Annotated in this window: 17 protein-coding genes; 8 read left to right on the top strand and 9 right to left on the bottom strand. The window is 63.2% G+C overall.

Annotated elements, in window-relative coordinates; translation table 11 throughout:
• Positions 1-92 precede the first annotated feature (92 nt).
• The 4 genes from RCO24_RS03870 (at position 93) to RCO24_RS03855 (ending at position 3,049) form a co-directional block, all read left to right on the top strand.
• The gene (locus RCO24_RS03870; protein WP_308960082.1) at positions 93-926 is read left to right on the top strand and encodes an N-formylglutamate amidohydrolase; all 834 of its coding nucleotides are present in this window, start codon (positions 93-95) and stop codon (positions 924-926) included.
• A gap of 26 nt (positions 927-952) precedes the next feature.
• A complete protein-coding gene (locus RCO24_RS03865) occupies positions 953-1,273 on the top strand; it encodes a DUF1244 domain-containing protein (RefSeq protein WP_308960081.1) in 321 nt (106 codons plus the stop codon).
• Between the two features lie 227 nt (positions 1,274-1,500).
• Positions 1,501-1,803, top strand: coding sequence for a DUF2312 domain-containing protein (locus RCO24_RS03860; protein ID WP_308960080.1), 303 nt, complete (start codon positions 1,501-1,503; stop codon positions 1,801-1,803).
• A gap of 283 nt (positions 1,804-2,086) precedes the next feature.
• The gene (locus RCO24_RS03855; RefSeq protein ID WP_308960079.1) at positions 2,087-3,049 is read left to right on the top strand and encodes a LysR substrate-binding domain-containing protein; all 963 of its coding nucleotides are present in this window, start codon (positions 2,087-2,089) and stop codon (positions 3,047-3,049) included.
• Here RCO24_RS03855 and RCO24_RS03850 read toward each other — a convergent pair.
• From RCO24_RS03850 to RCO24_RS03840, 3 genes are all read right to left on the bottom strand, one after another.
• Positions 3,030-4,652 (bottom strand): DUF882 domain-containing protein, encoded by a 1,623-nt coding sequence (locus RCO24_RS03850; RefSeq protein ID WP_308960078.1) that lies wholly within the window; start codon positions 4,650-4,652, stop codon positions 3,030-3,032. The two genes, RCO24_RS03855 and RCO24_RS03850, sit on opposite strands and share 20 nt — an antisense overlap.
• Before the next feature lie 387 nt (positions 4,653-5,039).
• The gene (locus tag RCO24_RS03845; protein WP_308960077.1) at positions 5,040-6,941 is read right to left on the bottom strand and encodes a L,D-transpeptidase family protein; all 1,902 of its coding nucleotides are present in this window, start codon (positions 6,939-6,941) and stop codon (positions 5,040-5,042) included.
• 364 nt (positions 6,942-7,305) lie between these two features.
• The gene (locus tag RCO24_RS03840) at positions 7,306-8,811 is read right to left on the bottom strand and encodes a sigma-54 dependent transcriptional regulator (RefSeq protein ID WP_308960076.1); all 1,506 of its coding nucleotides are present in this window, start codon (positions 8,809-8,811) and stop codon (positions 7,306-7,308) included.
• A gap of 291 nt (positions 8,812-9,102) precedes the next feature.
• On the opposite strand from RCO24_RS03840, the gene RCO24_RS03835 reads away from it, so the two are divergent.
• The 4 genes from RCO24_RS03835 to RCO24_RS03820 all read left to right on the top strand — a co-directional run bounded on the left by RCO24_RS03835 (position 9,103) and on the right by RCO24_RS03820 (position 13,737).
• A complete protein-coding gene (locus RCO24_RS03835; protein WP_308960075.1) occupies positions 9,103-10,983 on the top strand; it encodes a M3 family oligoendopeptidase in 1,881 nt (626 codons plus the stop codon).
• An 87-nt stretch (positions 10,984-11,070) separates the two neighbouring features.
• Positions 11,071-11,295 (top strand): AbrB/MazE/SpoVT family DNA-binding domain-containing protein, encoded by a 225-nt coding sequence (locus tag RCO24_RS03830; protein ID WP_308960074.1) that lies wholly within the window; start codon positions 11,071-11,073, stop codon positions 11,293-11,295.
• Positions 11,292-11,675 (top strand): type II toxin-antitoxin system death-on-curing family toxin, encoded by a 384-nt coding sequence (locus RCO24_RS03825; protein WP_308960073.1) that lies wholly within the window; start codon positions 11,292-11,294, stop codon positions 11,673-11,675. Before RCO24_RS03830 ends, RCO24_RS03825 begins: the two co-directional genes overlap by 4 nt.
• A 139-nt stretch (positions 11,676-11,814) precedes the next feature.
• A complete protein-coding gene (locus tag RCO24_RS03820) occupies positions 11,815-13,737 on the top strand; it encodes a potassium transporter Kup (protein WP_374990909.1) in 1,923 nt (640 codons plus the stop codon).
• 77 nt (positions 13,738-13,814) lie between these two features.
• Here RCO24_RS03820 and RCO24_RS03815 read toward each other — a convergent pair whose 3' ends face one another.
• The 6 genes from RCO24_RS03815 to sufC all read right to left on the bottom strand — a co-directional run bounded on the left by RCO24_RS03815 (position 13,815) and on the right by sufC (position 20,735).
• On the bottom strand, positions 13,815-16,151 hold the full coding sequence (locus RCO24_RS03815; protein ID WP_308960072.1) for an EAL domain-containing protein: 2,337 nt from the start codon (positions 16,149-16,151) through the stop codon (positions 13,815-13,817).
• Positions 16,152-16,247: 96 nt separating this feature from the next.
• Positions 16,248-16,655 (bottom strand): iron-sulfur cluster assembly accessory protein, encoded by a 408-nt coding sequence (locus tag RCO24_RS03810; RefSeq protein ID WP_308960071.1) that lies wholly within the window; start codon positions 16,653-16,655, stop codon positions 16,248-16,250.
• Positions 16,656-16,888: 233 nt separating this feature from the next.
• A complete protein-coding gene (locus RCO24_RS03805; RefSeq protein WP_308960070.1) occupies positions 16,889-17,284 on the bottom strand; it encodes an SUF system Fe-S cluster assembly protein in 396 nt (131 codons plus the stop codon).
• A 16-nt stretch (positions 17,285-17,300) separates the two neighbouring features.
• Positions 17,301-18,569 carry a cysteine desulfurase gene (locus tag RCO24_RS03800; RefSeq protein WP_308960069.1) on the bottom strand — a complete coding sequence of 423 codons (1,269 nt, stop codon included), beginning with the start codon at positions 18,567-18,569 and terminating at the stop codon, positions 17,301-17,303.
• A 19-nt stretch (positions 18,570-18,588) separates the two neighbouring features.
• Complete coding sequence (sufD, locus tag RCO24_RS03795) at positions 18,589-19,932, bottom strand: Fe-S cluster assembly protein SufD (RefSeq protein WP_308960068.1); 1,344 nt, start codon at positions 19,930-19,932, stop codon at positions 18,589-18,591.
• Between the two features lie 47 nt (positions 19,933-19,979).
• Positions 19,980-20,735: a Fe-S cluster assembly ATPase SufC gene (sufC, locus tag RCO24_RS03790; RefSeq protein WP_308960067.1), complete on the bottom strand. Its 756-nt coding sequence runs from the start codon at positions 20,733-20,735 to the stop codon at positions 19,980-19,982.
• Positions 20,736-20,865: the final 130 nt, after the last annotated feature.

The following is a 20,865-nucleotide window of genomic DNA, read 5'->3' as shown; positions in this document are numbered from 1 at the left end:
TATTGAAGGCCGGGACGTGACTTTTCGCAACCCCCAGGGGCTGACGAAGCGGACGGACGGCACGAGCGGGGCGGAAAACAGACGAGATGTCGATGCGACCCGAAGCGGAGCCGCGGATCGAGGGTGCTGTTGCGGCGGTGACGGCAGAGGCTTTCATCCGCTTGGCCGGAGGCTTGGGGCCGGGGCTGATCTTGTTGTGCGATCACGCGGAAAACCGCCTGCCGGCCGAATACGGCACGCTCGGCCTGCCGGCTGGCGAGCTTGAACGCCACATCGCTTACGACATTGGGGCTCGGAAGGTGACGGAACGGCTCGCGGAAACGCTTGGCGCACCCGCCGTGCTGACGCGCTTTTCCCGCTTGCTGATCGACTGCAACCGCGGCGAAGACGACCCCACCCTGATCATGCGCCTTTCGGACGGCGCCATCGTGCCCGGTAACCGAACCTTGAGCGCAGAGGAGCGGAGCACCCGCATCGCGCGCTACTATCGACCTTACCACGAGGCTATCGGCGAGTTGATCGACCAGGCGATCGCTGACGGCATCGCGCCGGTGCTGCTGTCGGTGCACAGTTTCACGCCCGCCTGGCGCGGCGTGCCCCGGCCCTGGCATGCGGCCGTGCTCTGGGACAAGGATCCGCGCCTCGCGAAGCCTTTCATCGCGGCGCTCGGTGCCGATCCCGCGCTCGTCGTCGGCGACAATGAGCCATATACGGGCAAGCTCAGGGGTGATTGCATGTGGCGCCACGGAACTACCCGCGGTTTGGCCCATGCGATTGTCGAGATCCGCCAGGATCTGATTGCCGAAGAAGCAGGTCAAATCGCCTGGGCCGAGCGGCTGGCCGCTGCAACCCGCGAGGTCCTTGCAGGTCCGGGTGCCGACCCCGATCTGAAAAGGGCGAGATATTTCGGGTCGCACACCGACTGAAGCCCCACGAAAAGAAAGGGTGTCTCATGGCTGCAATCGATCCCAAGACCAGAGTGGAGTTGGAAGCCGCTGCGTTCCGCCGCCTCGTCGCGCACCTGCGCGAGCGTACGGACGTCCAGAACATCGACCTGATGAATCTCGCGGGCTTCTGCCGCAATTGTCTTTCCAACTGGTACCAGGAGGCCGCCGTCGATCGCGGCATCACGCTGTCGAAAAACGAATCGCGCGAGATCGTCTACGGCATGCCGTACGCGGAGTGGCAGCAGCGCTATCAGACCGAGGCCTCGCCCGAGGCTGTGGCGGCGTTCGCACAAAGCAGTGCGCACACGGCGAAGGATAAAGCTTGAGAGCATTACGTCTGCTTGCGTGTTCTCCCGGATGCGCGTCGCGCCGGGCACACGAGGGCCGCAAAGCACGGTAAGGGTCGGCCATCCACAGGAAATTACCTATGGATGAGCGTACACCTCGCCTTGCCCCTGACCCATCCGAAGCCTAGCCTTCCCGACAATGCCATCCGCGATCGGCGGAGGGTTTGAGGGACCGGATTTCCGGATTTGAGGTGGGGTAAGTAGGGATGACGACGCTTCAGGCTTCCGCGCAAAATCAGCTTCGCCAGTTGGTCGAGAGCATTGAGCGCCTCGAGGAAGAGAAGAAGGCCCTCTCGGGCGATATCCGCGACAAGTATCTCGAGGCGAAAGGCCTCGGGTTCGACGTCAAAATCATCCGGCAGATCGTGCGCCTTCGCAAGAAGAGCCAGAACGAGCGCCAGGAAGAGGAAAGCGTGCTGGAAGTCTACATGCACGCGCTCGGCATGCTGAGCGGTGGAATGTCGGCGGAAGCCGAAGCCGCAGTGGACCGCATGATCGCGGCCGAGTGACTGCGCTCACGAAAGCATCACGCGGGCGACCACAAACAAGGCCGGCTTTCCGCCGGCCTTTCGTTTGTCTGACTACGGATCGCTGAAATAAAAACGTCTCGGGCCGCTTCGGCGCACGGCCCGAGACGCTAACGACGAGGTGAAGCCGGAGCTTTACCTGCCGTATTCGGGAAAGGGTTCCCGGGATCGTGCTCTGTTCACGATCGTTTGTTCTCTGCGACCATAGACCGCCGCCAAGATCAGAGCTAATCGTTATTTGTTTCTCTCCTGATCAGGCTGCCTTATGACGCCCGTCACCTTCAAGCAGTTGCGCTATTTCGATGCGCTTGCCCGCGAGCTCCACTTCGGCCGTGCCGCGGATGCGTGCTCGGTGACGCAGCCCGCGCTCTCGATGCAGATCCACGAACTCGAGCAGAACCTGGGGCTCGTGCTGGTCGAGCGGACGCGCTCGGGCGTGCAGCTCACCGGCAAGGGCAGGGAGATCGCCGCGCGCTGTTCGCGCATCCTCGGAGACGTGCGCGATCTCGTCTCCTACGCGCAGCATGCCAACCGCATTCTGGCCGGCACACTGCGCCTTGGCGTCATTCCGTCGTTGGCGCCTTACATGCTGCCGCCGCTGCTGCCGCTGCTACGCGAGGCCTATCCCGATCTCGAGCTGCATGTCCGCGAAACGCAGACGCAGGTGCTGACCGAGGAGCTGCTCGAAGGCAAGCTCGACGTGCTCCTGCTCGCGCTTCCGCTGAAGCACCCCGATCTCACCAACCGCCCCTTGTTCGAAGACAAGTTCCTGCTCGCCGTCCCGAAGGATCGCAAGCTGTCGGGCCGCGTGCGCGCCACCAAGGAGCTGATCGAGCACGAGCGTCTTCTGCTGCTCGAGGAAGGGCATTGCCTGCGCGATCAGGCACTCACGTACTGCAGTCTGCAGCAGGTCGATGCGGTCAACACATTCGGCGCTTCGAGCCTCGCGACCATTGTCGAGATGGTGTCCGCAGGATACGGGATCACGCTTCTGCCGGAGGTTTCGATCGGCGTCGAGGAACGCGGCCGCGACATCACGCTGGTGCCGTTCGTCGAGCCGGAGCCATTCCGCACCATCGGCCTCGTTTGGCGCTCGACGACCCCACGAACCGACGACTTCGAGGAGCTGGGACGTCTGGTGATCAAGGCCTGGACGGACGGGCCTCTGGCGAGCGCCCGCACGGGTGGCTCGCGTCAGCGCAAGTCGATCAGCGCGGCAGGGTCGTAACCGCGCGCGAGACGCGCTGCGGCGCCACGGCCTGCGGCTGGGGCGCGGCTGCCATCGAGCCGAGATGCACGGCGCTGCCGCTGAACTCCTGCGCCCACGCCATCGCGGTGTGCACCTGATCGGTCCCGAATTCCATCGGCAGCACGGTGCCTTCGTCGTCGAGCAATTCGAAGATCATCGAGTCGTCCGGGTGCACCAGCGTTGCGAGCGCGGGATCGTCGAACGAAGCGGTTTCGGTCAGCAGCGGCGCCAGCGCGAACGGCCGATAAGACAGCTCGTCCGGATGATCCTCGTCATATTCGGGCGCGACCATCCAGCCGCTGCGCCAATCCGATGATCCCCCGCCGAACGGATGCGCAGAGACGGACGCTGGAGTTGCGGACGCGCTTGCGGCGGGTTTGCTCTCTTCGGTGAGAGGGCGTTTGGGGAACGGCCAATCAGGCGTCATGGCGGCGGTCTTGAGCGCGGCGGTTTTCGCCGGCGTAGGTCCCGTCGATCCGGTGATCAACGCCGCGGGTTTCGCATCGGCCAACGTCTGAGCCGCCGGCTCTTCGATCGCCGCAAGCTGAACCAGCATATCGAGACGCGAACGATCGGCGTCCGGAAGCTTGGCGACGAACGTCGACGAGCGTTCGACGGGCTTCGGCGCGCCGAGGAGCTTCGGAGCATTCGATGGCGCGGGTTTCGTCTTCTCGGAGGCAAAGGCGACGACCGAGGCCATCGCTTCGGGCGACGTTTGCGCTGGCGGCGGCACCGGCGCGCCGACAGCCATCCGCTGTTCCGGTGCGGGCGGGCGCACGGCGCGCGCTGGGCGCGGCGGAGCCGGGAGTGGCGCTGGGGCAGCGGCTTCTGCAACCTGGATCGGTGCCTTCGGCGCATCGCGCAGCGCGTAGAATTGCGCGACTTCCTGCGCGAGATCCTTGCGCCGTTCGCGTGCGGCCTTGACGTCGGCCGGCGTGATCGGGCGCCCGTCCGCAGGCTCATGCTTCGAATGACCGGACGGGAAAAGAAGCGCGAGTTCGTCGCGCACCATGCGCGGCCAGTGGCGCACGCGCGACGTATCGACATGCACGAACGGGATGCCGGAAGTCGGATAGTAACCGACGCCGCCACGCTCGCGGATCATCGCCGAATAGCGCAGCCGCTTGACCGGCACGTCCGGGAACGCGATGTCGATCGCCTTGCCGGTCATGTGCTGGCTCTGGCTCGCCTGCCCGCCGCGCGTCTTGCGTAGCATCGAGTTGGTCGCCGGTGAGCGGTAGCCGCAGATGATCGAGACCGGCTGCTGCGAGCCGAGTTCGCGGTGCATTTCCCAGATGATGTCGACCGTGTTGGGATCGATCGGGATCGCTTTGCTCTCGCGCCAGTCGCGCATGATCCAGTTGATCTTCTCGAGCGCTTCCGGAAGGAAGCGTCCGTTCTTCTTGTACTGGATGGTGAGCGTTTCTTTGGTGTGGATGTGAAAGAACGAGATCGTGCGGTCATCGCCGGCGTGCGCGGATCTTACCTGCGAGACGGCAGCCAGAAGCACGGCCGCGCCAAGACCCAAAGGCCGGCAAGAGGCCAGGATCCGGCAGGTGAGTTGTCCCGCCTTTACGCTCAACAGAAGTCCCCCGTCACGATTGCCAAGGTTAACAAATACCCCCCGTTCGTTAACGGTTGGTAACCCTGGAATGCGCGATCAAGAGGGCCTGCCCGCGGCATAAAAAGGGCAAGCCCGTCAAATGGCCTAGCGAGCTGTCCGTGAAGGTTAAAGAACGCCGTTAAGTTCGACCACGATCGCTTCAGGCCCTACCAGCCTGAAGCGTGAATCGTCGGTCGCTCTAAAGAGCCCCACGATCGCTTCAGGCCCTACCAGCCTGAAGCGTGAATCGTCGGTCGCTCTAAAGAGCCCCACGATCGCTTCAGGCTCTACCAGCCTGAAGCGTGAATCGTCGGTCGCACTAAAGAGCCCGATGATCGCTTCGGACCCAAGGGTCCGAAGCAAACACTAGAACCCGCCGAACAGGTTGTTGAAGAACGTGTCGAGCGTGCCGCCGCTGGCGTACTCCCGCTTCTCGTAGCGCACCGGCGCCAGATGATCCGGTCCGCGCGCGATCGCATCGAAGCGGCCTGCGAGCGCCAGCATCACGCGCTGTTCGTGGCCGTAAACGTCCTTGAAGCTCTGAAGCTCGCCCGCGTCGTCGACCCACTGCGTGAAGTAGGCGACGTGCACCGGAATCTTCTTGTCGAGCGCGATCGGCGTTTCGACCGCCTCGCCGTTGACGATCTCGGCCACTTTCTCCGGCGTCCATCCCTTGTCGAAGTCGAGCACGACTTCCGCGAAATGCCCCGGATTGCGGATCCGCATGCAGCCATGGCTGAACGGACGGCTCGCCTGGTTGAAGAGGTTCTTGGTCGGCGTATCGTGCATGTAGACGATATGCTTGTTATGGAATGTGAACTTGTACTGGCCGAGCACGTTCGCTCCGCCCGGCGGCTGCTGCACGTCGAACTGACGGATGTCGGCGGTGCTCCAATCCACGTTGTAAGGATCGACCGGGCGCCCGTTCTTCGTCATGCGCAGCCCTTGCTTCTGGAAATAGGTGCCGCCGCGCGCAAGGCTCGGGTAAAGCTCGCGCACCTTGATCGAGTCCGGCACGTTCCAGCGCGGATGGATCGTCACGGTATCCATGACGGCCGAGAACACCGGCGTCTGCTTGTCGACGAGCCCGGCGATGATGCGCTCCTCGTGCACGATTTTTCCTTCCCGCACGAACTCGAACATGAACTCGGGCAGATTGACCCAGACGTAGGTTGGGCCGAGGTCGGCCGGGATCCAACGCCACAACTCCAAATTGGCGCGCAGCTTGTCGGGGTTCGGCACGTCGATGTCGTTGAGCGCCGCACGCGAGCCGCCGCCGACGATACCGTCCGCCGTGAGCCCTTTCTCGGTCTGGAATGCCTTGACTGCTTGCGCCAGCGCGTCGTCGTAGAAGTTGGCGTCGGCGGGCTTTTCCGGCGTGCCTTCTGCAACCGGCCCTTCTGCAACCGGAACGTTGAGCCGCTGCCGCAGCAGCGCGATATGCGGATGCGATTGTCCGGGCGAGAGCGCCGGCCCCTTCGGCAGTCGCACGATTTCTTCCGCCTCGTGCGCCGACTTCAGAAGCTCGAGGTATTTCTGCCTGAGCTTCTCGAACTGCGGATGCTGAGGATGAAAACCGCGGAGCGTTTTGTCCGGCGGATTCGGTCCTGCGAGTTCGGCCAGCACGACTTTGGGCTCGATCAGCTGCGGCACGCGATCGAGATAAGACGAAAGCTGCTTGGCGGGATCGGCGATGCGTCCGCCGCGGGCGTGGCGCGCGTAGGTGAGAGCTGCGATCGAAAGCTTGAGTTCGGCGTCGGCTGCAGTGTCTTCCGAGAGCGTTCCCGAAACATCCGGCAGCTCAAAAGCTGAGGCATCGAGGCCCCAATTGTTCGCTTGCTTGATTTCCGCGATGACGAGCACGGCGCGGTCGTTCAGTGCGCCGTCCGCGATCCACAACGGGGCATCGTTGCGGGCGACATAGAAATCTTTGAGCGCGAGCGCGTCCTGCTGCTCGGTCTCGGTTGCCGATTTCGAGAACGCGTCGAGGCGTGCGCGTACGATCGCGCCGAGCAAGGGTTTCGCCGGCGGAACGGTCGCCGCGGCTTGCGGCTGCGGCTCGGCGGCAGGCGGTGTTGGCTGGGCAGCCGGCGCGGACGCGGAGGGCGCAGCTTGCGGCACCACGGCCTGGGCCGGCGCCGTGGTCACGGGCGCTGTGGGTGCTTGGACGGTATCGGCAGCCGGATCGGCTTGGCCCGAGGAGGGAAGCAGGATGGCAGAGAGGAACAGAACGCAGAACGGGGCCGTAGCCCGGAAGCGGTGCAGCATGACAACTCCTCGACGCAACGCAAAACCGCCGGATGCGATGTCGCGCGCCCCCTCGAATGCAGGGCTTGCGGCCCATGCCGGAACAAAACCGGCGCGTTCATGATCTAGCCGAGGCCCTGAGCCTTGAGAAGGCGGGAACCCCTAAACCTCGGCGCGGAGCGTAACTTTGGCCGCCGACTGTTGTGCTTTTGTGAACACGTGCCGCGGTTTCGGCCGCCTTTCGCATCCGCCATCCTGGCCGGTCTCGCGCAAGATGGAGGAGGGGGCTACGCGACGCAGGCTGAGTAAGCGGGTGCCGCCAAAAGCAATAATGGCCGGGCGTTCACCCGGCCATTATTGCGATTCAATCGAAGACAATCGCGTTCTAGTTCACGCGCGGCTCGAGCCCGTATTCCTGCATCTTCCGATACAGCGTCGAGCGTCCGATCTTGAGCCGCTTGGCGACTTCCGTCATGTGGCCGCGGTAGCGTCCGAGCGCGAGGCGGATCATGTCGGCCTCGATATCCTCGAGGGCGCGAATCTCGCCGCTCTCGGTGACAGCCGGGATGCCGAGCGCCGAAGCGCCGCCCGACGGCCGGACCTCGACCGTCTGCGGAATGATGTCTTCAGCGCCGATCAGCGCCGGGCCGGTGTAGGCCGCAGGCTTCTGAAGGCCCACGGGTGCCGGCGGGATCTCGGCGGTGAAGCCGTCGACCTGGCTCGCGATCTGCGGGAACTCCGCGACCGAAAGCTCGTTTGCGTCGGCGAGCACCACCGCGCGGAAAATGGCGTTCTCGAGCTGGCGCACGTTGCCCGGCCAATCGTAGCTCGCGAGCATCTGCATGGCTTCGTCGGTGAAGCCGCTGACGCGCTTGCCTTCCTCGGCGCCGAAGCGGGCAAGGAAGTGCTGAGCGAGCTCGGGGATGTCGTCCTTGCGCTCGCGCAGCGGCGGCACCCAGATCGGGAACACGTTGAGCCGGTAGTAGAGATCCTCGCGGAAACGGCCTTCCTTCACGAGCTGGATCATGTCGCGGTTCGTCGCGGAGACGAGACGGAAATTGACCTTGATCGGTTTCTTGGCGCCGACCGGATCGATCTCGCCTTCCTGCAACGCGCGGAGCAGCTTCACCTGTGCGTCCAGCGGCAGCTCGCCGATCTCGTCGAGGAACAGCGTACCGCCGTCGGCCTCCTGGAACTTGCCGACGCGCCGATCGACGGCGCCTGTGAAGGCGCCCTTCTCGTGTCCGAACAGGATGCTTTCGACCAGGTTCTCCGGAATGGCACCGCAGTTGACGGTAACGAACGGACGACCGGCCCGCTCGCTCTCGCCCTGGATGGCGCGTGCGATCAGCTCCTTGCCGACGCCGCTTTCGCCTTCGATCAGAACCGGGATGGCGGAGGTTGCAGCCCGCTTGCCGAGCGCGATCACGCGCTGCATGCCTTCGCCGCGCACGATGAGATCGTCGAAGGTGAGCGTGCCTTCGGACTTCTTCTTGATGCGCGTAATTTCCTCGGAAAGAGCCTCGATCTTCATCGCGCTCTTGATCGAAACTTCGAGGCGTTCGGGCGAAGCCGGCTTGATGACGAAGTCGACCGCGCCGAGCCGGATGGCGTTGATGGCGGCATCGACCGAGCCGTTGGCCGTCAGCACGATGACGGGAGGCGAGGCTTTGCCTTTGAGGCGCTCGAGCACGGCCATGCCGCCGATACCGGGCATGACGAGGTCGAGGAGAACGAGGGAGATTGCGTTGCGCTCGGGACCTTCGAGCACGTCCAGCGCCTGCTCGCCGGAGACGGCAGCGCGGGTTTCAAATCCGAACCGCTTTACGGTTTCTTCGAGGATGCGACGCTGAGCAGGATCATCGTCGACAATCAGAACACGCTTTGCCATGAAGCACTCGTACACAACACGAACTGGAACACTGTCGGGCCTGATGAAATCTGCGTTTGAACAACGCCAAACGCCGACGGACCGGCAACTCAACTCAAGCGAAAGATTGCCCGACAACAGTAAACAAGCCCTTTCACTTAAGCTCACCTTGAAACTTTTTCCGCCTCCTATGGCGCGCGGGCCCCTGTTTTGAGGCTGTTCAGGTCCCGGAAAAACCGCCATTGGCGCTTGAACTCGGGCGGTGGACCCCTCAAATTGCACTTCGATTTCCCATATCGACTGGAGCTTCTGATGACGCCGATCTTGCGCGCCCCTCTGTTTTCGGATCTTGCCTGGGCGAAAGCTCAAAGCGGAACGAGGGGAGGAGCCTCCGCCGAGGCGCTCGATCTGGGGCCGATTCCCGAGTGGGATCTGTCAGACCTCTATAAAGGCACGGATGATCCTGAGGTCGGTCGCGACCTGGAGCGGGCAGCCGCCGAGGCCAAGCGCATCAAGGAGACGTATCAGGGCAAGCTCGCAGCCCTCTCGGGCGAGGCGCCTAAGCTCGCGGAAGCTATTGCGTCCTACGAGCAGCTGTCGGACCTGATGGGCAAGCTCGGCTCGTTCGCGGGGCTGCTCTATGCAGCCAACCAGGCCGATCCGGCGCGCGCGAAATTCTACGGCGACATTTCCGAGAAGCTGACCAAGATTTCGACCGACCTGATTTTTGTCGAGCTTGAGCTAAACCAGATCGAGGAGGCGGCTCTTGCCACCGCCGTCCGCGATCCCGCGCTCGCGCGTTTCAAGCCGTGGCTCGAGGACCTGCGCAAGGAGAAGCCGTACCAGCTCGATGAGAAGCTGGAGCAGCTCTTCACCGAAAAGGGACAGACCGGGCGCGGCGCCTTCAACCGGTTGTTCAGCGAGACCATGACCGGCCTCCGCTTCGAAGTCGCGGGAGAGCCGGCCCCGCTGGCGCTCGAAGCCACGCTGAACCTGCTCTCGAACCCGGCCGAGCCCCGCCGCCGCGCGGCAGCAGAAGCCCTCTCGAAGGTCTTTAAGGACAACATCCGGCTCTTCACGCTGATCACCAACACGCTGGCCAAGGACAAGGAGATCTCCGACCGCTGGCGCGGCTTCAAGGATGTGGCCGACAGCCGCCATCTCGCAAACCGCGTCGAGGCCCCGGTGGTCGATGCGCTGGTTGCGAGCGTGCGCGAGGCCTATCCGCGCCTCTCCCATCGCTATTACGCGATGAAGGCGAAGTGGCTTGGCCTGCCGAAGCTCTCACATTGGGACCGCAACGCGCCGCTTCCCGACAAGCCCGAGCAGATCTTCACGTGGGCCGAAGCCGAGGGCATCGTGCTCAAGGCCTACGGCGCGTTTGCGCCTGACATGGCGAACCTAGCGAAAGAGTTTTTCGACAAGCGCTGGATCGACGCGCCGCTCCGCGAAGGCAAGACGCAGGGCGCGTTCTCGGCTGCAACCGTACCGTCGGTTCACCCTTATGTGCTGATGAACTATCAGGGCAAGCCGCGAGACGTCATGACGCTCGCTCATGAGCTGGGCCACGGTGTCCACCAGATGCTCGCCCGTGATCAGGGGCCATTGCTGGCTCCCACGCCGCTGACGCTCGCGGAGACCGCGTCCGTGTTCGGTGAAATGCTGACCTTCCGTGCGCTGCTGGCGGAAACCAAGAGCCCGCGCGAAAAGAAGGCCATGATCGCCGGCAAGGTCGAGGACATGCTGAATACGGTCGTGCGCCAGATCGCGTTCTATCAGTTCGAGCGTAAGGTGCACGAGGCGCGTCGCAAGGGCGAGCTGACCAGCGACGAGCTGAACGCCTTCTGGATGGACGTGCAGAGCGAGAGCCTTGGGCCGGCCATCGATCTCAAGCCCGGTTATGAAGTCTACTGGGCCTACATCCCGCACTTCATCAACTCGCCGTTCTACGTTTACGCCTACGCGTTCGGGGATTGCCTCGTGAACTCGCTCTACGGCCTCTACCGCGAGGCGCATCCGGGCTTCGTCGGCAAGTATTTCGATCTTCTGAAAGCCGGCGGCTCGAAGCACCACTCGGAGCTGTTGGCACCCTTTGGCCTCGACGCCACGGACCCAGAGTTCTGGAGCAAGGGCCTCAAGGTGATCGAGGGCATGATCGACGAGCTGGAGGCGATGGACCGGGCTGCTTCGTAGCGGTCCGGCCCTCTTCCGTTAGACAATCTGTACAACGTCTCCGCCTCGTGTTATACAATCTGTACAACATGAGGCGGAGCGACGGCCATGAAGCTCGAAATCAAGAAAATCGGCAATTCGACCGGACTGATCCTGCCGAAGGAGCTGCTCGCGCGGCTGGGCCTTTCTCAGGGCGATCATGTCCTGGTGACCGAAGGTCCGGATCGAAGCATCTCCGTTACGCCTTACGCGGACGATGACGAAGAGACGATGCGTATCGCGCGCGAAGTCATGAAGGAATACAAGAGCACGCTCAAAGCGCTCGCCAAATGAGCGAGCCCAGGTGGATCACCAAGGCGCAGGCCCTCCGAATGCATGCCGAGCAGTTGGCAATATTCGGAGGGCCTGCTGGCCTGCGTGACGAAGGAATGCTGGAATCGGCCCTCGGAAGGCCGCAGAACAAGTGGGCATTCGGGGAGAGCGACTACGCGATGCTTGCCTCCGCCTACGCGTTCGGGATCGCGCGAAATCATCCGTTCGTCGATGGCAATAAGCGCGCGGCTTTCATGGTCGCGCTGACCTTTCTGCGAAAGAACGGTATTGCCTTCGCGCCGGCGCCCGCCGAAGCGACAATCGCGATCATGGGTCTCGCCGCCGGCGAAATAGATGAGGACGGACTTGCTCGCTGGATCCGAGACACCTGGCCGAAATAGGCTCGCCCCCGCCGCGCTGACGGCTCGCCGTTACGAATGTCAAGACGGAACCAAGCCGCAAGCACCGAATTTGTCCGCTGACGAGCCCAAGCGAACCGGCGTATAAGCGCCGAAATTTGCTGCGAAAGCAGCGGCAGCGATGAGAGGCCCGATCGTGGCACGCGCTAAGTCCACCGAGGTTGGTGGCGAGCCCGGCGAAGTTCTGCACGATCGCCATTTCTGGACGCTCGTCGTGGGGTCCGTCGGTGTCGTCTACGGCGATATCGGAACGAGTCCGCTTTATGCCTTCCGCGAGGCCGTGCATGCCGCGAGCGGCGGAAGCCCCGCCAACGCCGAGGCCGTCTTCGGCGTCCTCTCGCTGATTTTCTGGGCTCTTATTCTGATCGTCACGTTGAAATACGTGATCCTGCTGCTCAGGGCCGACAACAAGGGCGAGGGCGGTACTTTCGCCCTGATGGCGCTGGGCCAATCGGTCGCCAAGCGAAGTTCGCCGCTGCTCATGGCGCTAGGGATCGCGGGTGCGTCGTTCTTCTACGGCGATGCGGTCATCACGCCTGCCATCTCCGTGCTGTCTGCGGTTGAAGGTCTGAAGCTCGTTTCTCCGGCCTTCAATTCCCTTGTCGTGCCGATTGCCCTCGTCGTCATCGTCGCGCTCTTCGCCGTACAAAGCCACGGCACGGCTCGCGTCGCGCAGTTTTTCGGCCCCCTCACGATCGTGTGGTTTCTCGCGCTCGCGGTCGGCGGCCTGCTCCACATCTTCGACAATCCGATCGTGTTCTCGGCGCTCAACCCCTGGCATGGCATTCGCTTCATGGCGACCCACGGCCTGCTCGGATTGACCGTGCTGGGCCTCGTGTTCCTGGCCGTGACCGGCGCCGAAGCCCTCTATACCGATCTTGGCCACTTCGGCCGCAAGCCGATCCAGACCGCCTGGCTCGGGTTCGTATTTCCGTCGCTGATGTTGAACTATCTCGGCCAGGGTGCACTGGTTCTGTCCGATGCCAGTGCCCTCGAAAATCCGTTCTACCGTCTCTATCCCGATTGGGCGCTCATCCCGATGGTGATCCTCGCGACCGCCGCGACCGTGGTTGCAAGCCAGGCCGTCATCACCGGCGCCTTCTCGCTGGCACGCCAGGCCATTCAGCTCGGGCTTCTGCCGCGGTTTTCGATCAAGCACACGTCCGAGAGCATGGCCGGTCAGATTTACCTGCCCCGCGTCAACTGGCTGCTGCTGCTGTTCGTGGTCGTCGCCGTGCTGATGTTCAGAAGCTCGTCCAACCTCGCGACGGCATATGGTGTGTCCGTTACGGCCGCGCTCGTCATCGATACGCTGATGGCCTTCTTCGTGGTCTGGAAGTACTGGCGCTGGCCGGTGTGGAAAGCCGCGCTCGTGATGATCCCGCTGTTGATGATCGAGCAGACCTTCTTCGCCGCCAACATCCTGAAGCTGTTCGAAGGGGCGTGGGTGCCGCTCGCCATCGCCGGCGTGCTGAGCCTTATCATGTTCACCTGGGTGAGGGGCTACGGCATTCTCGCCAAGATCACGCGCCGCAACGAGGCGGATCTCGACTGGCTCGTCCGCAAGCTCGAAGCCAAGCCGCCGACCCGCGTTCCCGGAACTGCAGTTTTCCTGTCGTCCGATGTCAACGCTGCGCCGACTGCCCTCATGCACAACCTGAAGCACAACCGCGTGCTGCATGAGCGCAATCTCGTGCTGTCGATACGCACCGAGGATACCCCGCGCGTACCCCGCCACGAGCGTGTCGAGATCGATCGCTCGAACGAGACGTTCATTCGCGTCATCGCGTCTTACGGCTTCATGGAAACGCCGAGCATTCCGAAGATCATGGAAAGCTGCCGGCGAAAGGACCTGAACATCGACGTGGGTGCGACATCGTTCTTCCTGTCACGCCGCTCGTTGCGACCAACCACGCGATCCGAGATGCCGCGCTGGCAGGAGCGGCTGTTCATCTGGCTCGCGCGCACGGCCGAGGACGCGACGACATACTTCCAGATTCCGACCGACCGCGTTGTCGAGGTCGGCACCCAGGTCGCGATCTAAATCCTGCCCCAGGTGGATGCAGGACCGCCCACCGGTCTCATCGGTAAGCAGCCTGCGTCCAGTGAAAGTCGCCGACGCTACGCAACGGCCATCTGTGGCTCCGTGGTCTCCACGATCGCGACCGGACGCCCGAAGAAGAACCCTTGCACTTTGTTGCAACCGCGGCTGCGCAGGAAGTCGACCTGCTCCTTGGTTTCAACGCCCTCAGCCAGCACCGGGATCGACAGCGCGTTTCCGAGCGCGAGCACGGCCAGCATGACGGCACGTGCTTGCGCGCTGTCGTCGATCCCATCCACGAAAGTCTTGTCGAGCTTGATCTTGTCGAAGTCGAAGGCGCGTAGCGTCGAAAGCGATGAATAGCCGGTTCCGAAGTCGTCCATGGCGATGGAAACGCCGAGCGCTTTGAGCTGCCGCATCACGTGGGTCGCCCGTTGCGGATCCTTCATCAGCGACGTCTCGGTCGTTTCGAGTTCGAGCCTTGCAGCCGGCAATCCGGTTTCGAGAAGAATCTGATGCACGACCGCCGGAAAATCGATCTGGTGAAGCTGGACGGCAGACAGGTTGACGGCAACCGTACGTTCCGACGCCCACGTTGCGGCTTCCCGGCAGGCTGTCCGCAACACCCATTCTCCGATCGGAACGATCAGGCCCGTCTCTTCGGCCAGCGGAATGAATTCGGTGGGCGGCACGAAGCCACGCTCCGGGTGGCGCCAGCGAAGCAGCGCCTCGTAACCGATCGGCTCCTCCGTCGTGATGTCCACCTGAACCTGATAGCGCAGCTCGAATTCCTCACGCTGCAGGGCTTCGCGCAGATCGCCGATCATCCGGCGCCGGGCGCGGATCGCTTCGTCCATTTCTTCCGCATAGAAGCAGATGTTGTCGGTGAGCGAGCCCTTGGCGCGGTACATCGCGAGATCGGCATTGTTCATGAGCGCAGTCGCGCTCGTGGCATGATCCGGATAGAGCGCTATGCCGATGCTCGCGCCGCAAACGACTTCCACTTCGTCGATCTCGATGGTCGAGAAAAGTTTCTTTTCCAGGCGGGTGGCGAGATCGAGTGCATCGTCTCGGCTGGAGGTTCGGCACACGGCCATGAACTCGTCGCCGCCGAGGCGCGCGAGATATTCGCGTTCCCGGAGAACGACCTTCATGCGCTCGGCGAGAACCCGGAGCACGATGTCACCCGCCGCGTGTCCCTGGAGATCGTTGACCTCCTTGAAGCGGTTGAGATCGATGGCAAGCAGGGCCAGCGACGACGTTTCATCGCAGGCCGCAATCTGCTGATCGAGGTGCTCGAGGAATGCGGCGCGATTAGGCAGCCCCGTCAACAGGTCGTTGCGTGCCAGGTTCGCGATACGGCGCTCCTGCTCGAGGCGCGGACGAATGTCGCGAAAAGCATAGACGCGCAAGGCGGACTCTCCCGGTCGGCCGGTTTCCGTGTGGGCCGCGATCTCGACGGGAATGCTTTCGCCGGCTTTGGAAGTAAGCGTGGTGCGAACGATGGAGCCCTCGTTGAGCTTATCGCCCGAGAAGCCAGCGGTTTGCACTGGCGCCCCGATCAATTCATCGCGCGAAAAGCCGCTCAACGCCTCGAATGCGTCATTCGCTTCGATGACTGTTCCGTCCTGCTCGATCAACAGGCCGTCGGCCGAGCTTCCGGCAAGGTGACGCATCTGCGCAAACGACTGGGCGCGCAACTGACGATCCAGGATGTGGCTCACCCAGACGATCGCGACCACGATGAGCGCAACGGCCGTCACCGCGAACGCGAGCATCTCGCGGGCCTCGGCGTCGGTCGTCGTTTGCTCAGATGTCGCGAACGGTACGATCTCCATCGCGGTCATGCCGGTGAAATGCAGGCCGACCACGGCCGTCACGAAAAGACAGGCTGCGCCGCCGTTCACCCAGATCGGCGCTGTCGCGAGCGCTCGATTGAAGGCCAGCGCCGAGAGCGCCACGGCCCAGAGCACGGACCCGGTGAGATAGGGTGAGTTCCAGGAGACGGCGGCATCGACTGTAAAAGCCGCCATGCCGACGTAGTGCATGATGGCGACGCCGATGCCGAACATGGCGCCGCCGAGCTCGGCGGCCAAAGGAGCCCGTTGCGAACCGACGCCGAAGGCCAAGGCGCTCGCAAAGATCGCGAGGATCAGGGACAGTCCGGTCAAGCCGGGTTCATAGCTGACCGGAATTTGCGGCTCGAACGCGAGCATCGCCACGAAATGCGTGCACCAGACGCTCGATCCAGCAGCAACCGCACCAAAGAACACCCAGGATTTGAAGGTGTCGCCATCCCTCGCGCGGGCCCGCCGCAGCAAGCCGACCGAAGTCCAGGCGCCGAGGCTGCAAATCAACGCAGCGAGACCAACCAGAAGGATATTATGTTCAGTCGCAATGCACGCAAGAATACGCATAAAAAAGCCCTGAAAAGTTCAGAGCTTTTGTACATAGTTCAAATAAGTAAAAAATCATCTGGACGTGCACGGTCGGATTTGGCCGCTAACGATCCGTCAATCTTTGAGAGATTCGAGTTCGGTTTTGCCGGCAGGCACGAGATTGACGCTCTCGCCGCAGCCGCACGCCCCGGTCTGGTTCGGGTTGTTGAACACGAACGTCGCCGACAGCTTGTCGGTTTTGTAGTCCATCTCCGTGCCGAGCAGATACAGCACCGCCTGCGGATCGACGATCACGCGCGCGCCGTCCTGTTCGACGACCTCGTCGAACTTCCCGACGCTGTCGGCCCAGGTCATGGTGTACTCCATGCCCGCGCAACCACCCTTCTTGACCCCGATCTTGAGGCCGGCGATCTCCGGTCCTTTTGAGGCCATGATGGAGCGCACGCGCTCTGCGGCGCGCGGCGTGAGCGTCATGACTTTCGGGCGAGGCCGGCGGGGGGCTGGGGTCGTCTGTTCGGTCATAGGTGCAACTGTCCTGGTTCAAGGCCGGGAAGAACACGAGAATTCTCAATCAATATAGCGCTCAACGTCAACCTTTGCGAGATGTCGTCAGCAGCGTCCCCGATGGGCAATTTGAGGGCGTATCTGGATCCCGGCCTGCGCCGGGATGACGACGGTGAGCGACCAGCCGTATCCACAACCCTGAATTCACCCCGACGGAGGTCGGGGTTCAGACACGTGGATTTCATTACGCGTCAGAACATATTGAGCGCGAGACGCGCCTCGTCCGACATACGGGACTGGTCCCAGGGTGGATCAAAGGTGAGCGTAACCTTTGTACCGCTGACGCCCGGAACCGTGTTGACGGCATCCTCGACCCACTTCGGCATCTCGCCGGCCACCGGGCAGCCCGGCGCCGTCAGCGTCATTTCGACGGCGACCTCTCGATCATCGTTGATGTCGATCTTGTAGATCAGGCCCAGCTCGTAGATGTCGGACGGAATCTCGGGATCGTAGACGGTTTTGAGGGCCGCCACGATATCGCTCGTCAGCCGGTCGAGTTCCTCCGGCGGCAGAGCCGAAACGGCGGCTGCATCGTCCGGTTTCGAGTCCGCCTGCGGGGGCGTGTCCTGGGTTTCGAGTTCCGTCATCACGAGATCCTAGTCCTTATGCGAAGAAGTCCCTGGCGCGCTTCAAGGCCGCCGCCAGCTGATCGACCTCCTGCTTGGTATTGTACATCGCGAACGACGCGCGGCAGGTGGCCGACACGCCGAGCCTTTCCATGAGCGGTTGCGCACAATGGTGGCCGGCGCGCACCGCGATGCCGGATCGGTCGATGATCGTCGCGATATCGTGCGGGTGAAGCCCTTCCATCGTAAACGAGACGATGGCGCCTTTGCCCTTGGCCGTGCCGTAGATCGTGAGCCCGGGAACGTCCGCGAGCTGCTCGGCTGCATAGGCGCCGATCTCCGCCTCGTGCCGCGCGATCCGGTCGCGTCCGATCTGCATCATGTAGGAAAGCGCCGCCCCCAATCCAACCGCCTCTACGATCGGCGGCGTGCCAGCTTCGAACTTGTGCGGCGTCTTGGCGTAGGTGACGCGGTCGACCTCCACCACCTCGATCATGTCGCCGCCGCCTTCGTAGGGCTGCATCTGGTCGAGATATTTCTTCTTGGCGTAGAGAACGCCGATACCCGAGGGCCCGTAGGTCTTGTGGCCGGTGAAGACGTAGAAGTCGGCATCGAGATCCTGCACGTCGACCGGCAGGTGCACCGCCGCCTGGCTGCCATCCACCAGCACCGGTATGCCGCGCGCATGCGCGAGCGCGATGACTTCCTTGATCGGCACCACCGTGCCGAGCACGTTCGACATCTGGGTCAGCGCGACGATCTTGGTGCGCGGCGTCAGCAGCCTTTCGAACTCGTCGAGCAGGAACTCGCCGGTATCCGAGATCGGGGCCCATTTCAGCACGGCACCCTTGCGCTCGCGGTGGAAGTGCCACGGCACGATGTTCGAGTGGTGCTCCATGATCGAAAGCACGATCTCGTCGCCTTCGCCGATTTCGAGCGCACCAAACGAAGACGCGACGAGGTTTATGGCGCCGGTGGTATTGCGCGTGAAGATGATTTCGTCGGTGGAGCGCGCGTTGAGGAAGCGGCGGGCCGTTTCGCGTGCCTCTTCGAACTTCTGCGTGGCCGTGTTCGAGAGATAGTGCAGCCCGCGATGAACGTTGGCGTACTCGAAGCGATAGGCGTGATCCATCGCCTCGATCACCGGCAGCGGCTTCTGGGCCGAGGCGCCGTTGTCGAGAAACACCAGCGGCTTGCCGTAGATCTCGCGATACAGGATCGGGAAATCCGTCCGCACCCGCTCGACGTCGAGCGGCGCCGTGCTGGTACGGGAAGCATGAACCTGATCGCGCGTGGCCGTTGTCATCTTGCCGTCCTTTGGGCGGTTAGCCCTGCTTGATGTGCGCTTCGCCGGCAAGCCAGGCCCGTGCGATCCCACGCAGGGCATTCTGGATCGCTTCGGGCTCTGCTTTGTCGATGGCTTCGCCGATGAAGCTTTCCACCAGCATGGCCTGCGCCTCGTCGAGCGGAATGCCGCGCGAGCGGAGATAGAAGATCAGCTCGGGGTCGATTTCCGCCGATGTGCTGCCGTGTCCGCAGACCACGTCGTCGGCGTAGATCTCGAGCTCCGGCTTGCTGTCGAACTCCGCATCCGGCGAAAGCATGAGCGCCTGCGCCATCTGCTTGCCGTCGGTCTTCTGCGCGTCCGGGCGGACGATGACCTTGCCCTGGAACACTGCGCGCCCCTTGTCGGCTAGCACGTACTTGACGAGTTCCCGGCTCGTGCAATGCGGCACCGCATGATCGACGACCAGCGTCGTGTCGAAGTGCCCCTGACGGTTGGCGAGCGCGGCCGCTCCGAGGTCGAAGGTCGAGTGCTGGCCGCGGAATGTGACCGACAGGTCGTTGCGCACGAGGCCGTCGCCGGACACGAGCTGGAACGGGCGATAGCTGGCGTTCGCGCCAAGGCGCGCCACCGTGCGGCCGAGATGGACCGAGCCGGCGCGCGAAGCGACGAGCTTGACGTGGACCACCTCGGCACCGTCACCGAGAACGATCTGCGTGAGCGTGTTCGCCTGCCGGGCCGCCTCCGAAGCGAGATGGCACTCGACCAGCACGATCTTGGCGCCCGCTCCGACGCGCACGACATTACGGGTGACGACGGTTCGCGCGCCCTTGTCGGCGTCGGCGAAGATCAACGCGATCGGCGTTTCGATCTCGCGACCCTTCTCGATGTCGATCACGGCACCGTCGGTGAACAGCGCCGTGTTGAGCGCGAGTGTCGCTTCGCCCACGTGACCGCTGACGTCGGAAACTTCCGTTTCGAGCCAGGCTGGCGGGTGATCGACGAACTGCGAAAGGAATGCGCCGTCCAGTTCGGAGATGGCCGACAAGCCGGACTGCGCGGCCCCGCGACCATCGATGAAGAGTGCGAACGCCTCGGTAAGGTCCGCGCCCGGCAACGCATTGCGCACCAGGGCATCGAGGGCGGCAGGCTTCGGCAAATTGGCATCGAGAGCAACCGGGAACGCTTCGCGCATCAGGGCGCGAACGTCCGTAAACTTCCACTCCTCGACGCGCCGGTGCGGCAGGCCCTCGGCGGTGAACGCCCCGATTGCGGCGCGCCGAAGCTGGCGCAACCAGTCGCCACCGGGCAGCCGGGCTTCGTTGTCGGCGAATGCCTCGGCGAGCGCGGTTTCGGCCTTGGATTTCAGAATTTGTACCGTCATGGGTCGCCCCGCGGCCTCAGCCTTGATGGGTTGCGCAATGCTCATCGTCAGGCCGCCTTGCCCTGGTAGGAGGCATAGCCCGACTTTTCGAGTTCGAGCGCCAGCTCCTTGCCGCCGGAGGCCTGGATGCGGCCATTGGCGAGAACGTGTACGCGATCCGGCACGATGTAGTTCAAGAGGCGCTGATAGTGCGTGATGACGAGCATGGCCCGTTCCGGTCCGCGCAGCGCGTTGACACCGTCGGCGACGATCTTGAGCGCGTCGATGTCGAGGCCGCTGTCGGTTTCGTCGAGGACGCAGAGCGTGGGCTCGAGCACGGCCATCTGCAAGATTTCCGCGCGCTTCTTCTCGCCGCCCGAGAAGCCGACGTTGACGGGCCGCTTCAGCATGTCCATGTCGATCTTGAGCGTCTCGGCCTTGCCGCGTACGAGCTTCATGAATTCCGGCGTCGAAAGCTCGGCTTCACCGCGCTTCTTGCGCACGGCGTTGGCGGCGGTCCGCAGGAACGTCAGTCCCGCGACACCGGGGATCTCCATCGGATACTGGAATGCCAGGAACACGCCCTTGGCGGCGCGCTCGTCGGGCGCCATGTCGATCAGGCTTTCGCCGTTCCAGTTGAGTTCGCCGCCCGTCACCTCGTAGCCGTCACGGCCCGCGAGCACATGCGCGAGCGTCGACTTGCCCGATCCGTTCGGACCCATGATGGCGTGCACTTCGCCCTTCGGCACGGTGAGCGAGAGGCCCTTGAGGATCTCCTTGTCCTCGTCTTCGAGCTTCACCTGCAGGTTCTTGATCTCAAGCATCTCTTCTAACCCCAAACTTCCATCCGGTTCGGCCTGCCGTCGGCCGTCAATTCTGTTCTTTCGTGTCTTCGCTTCGTCATCCGGCGAAGGCCGGGATCGAGACACGCCTGACTTTAAAGTCTCCGTCGGG

This window comes from Hyphomicrobium sp. LHD-15 (genome assembly GCF_031157355.1).
Lineage (GTDB): Bacteria > Pseudomonadota > Alphaproteobacteria > Rhizobiales > Hyphomicrobiaceae > Hyphomicrobium_C.
The sequence above is the reverse complement of the archived record's forward strand: the minus strand, read 5'-3'. Positions and strand labels throughout refer to the sequence as shown.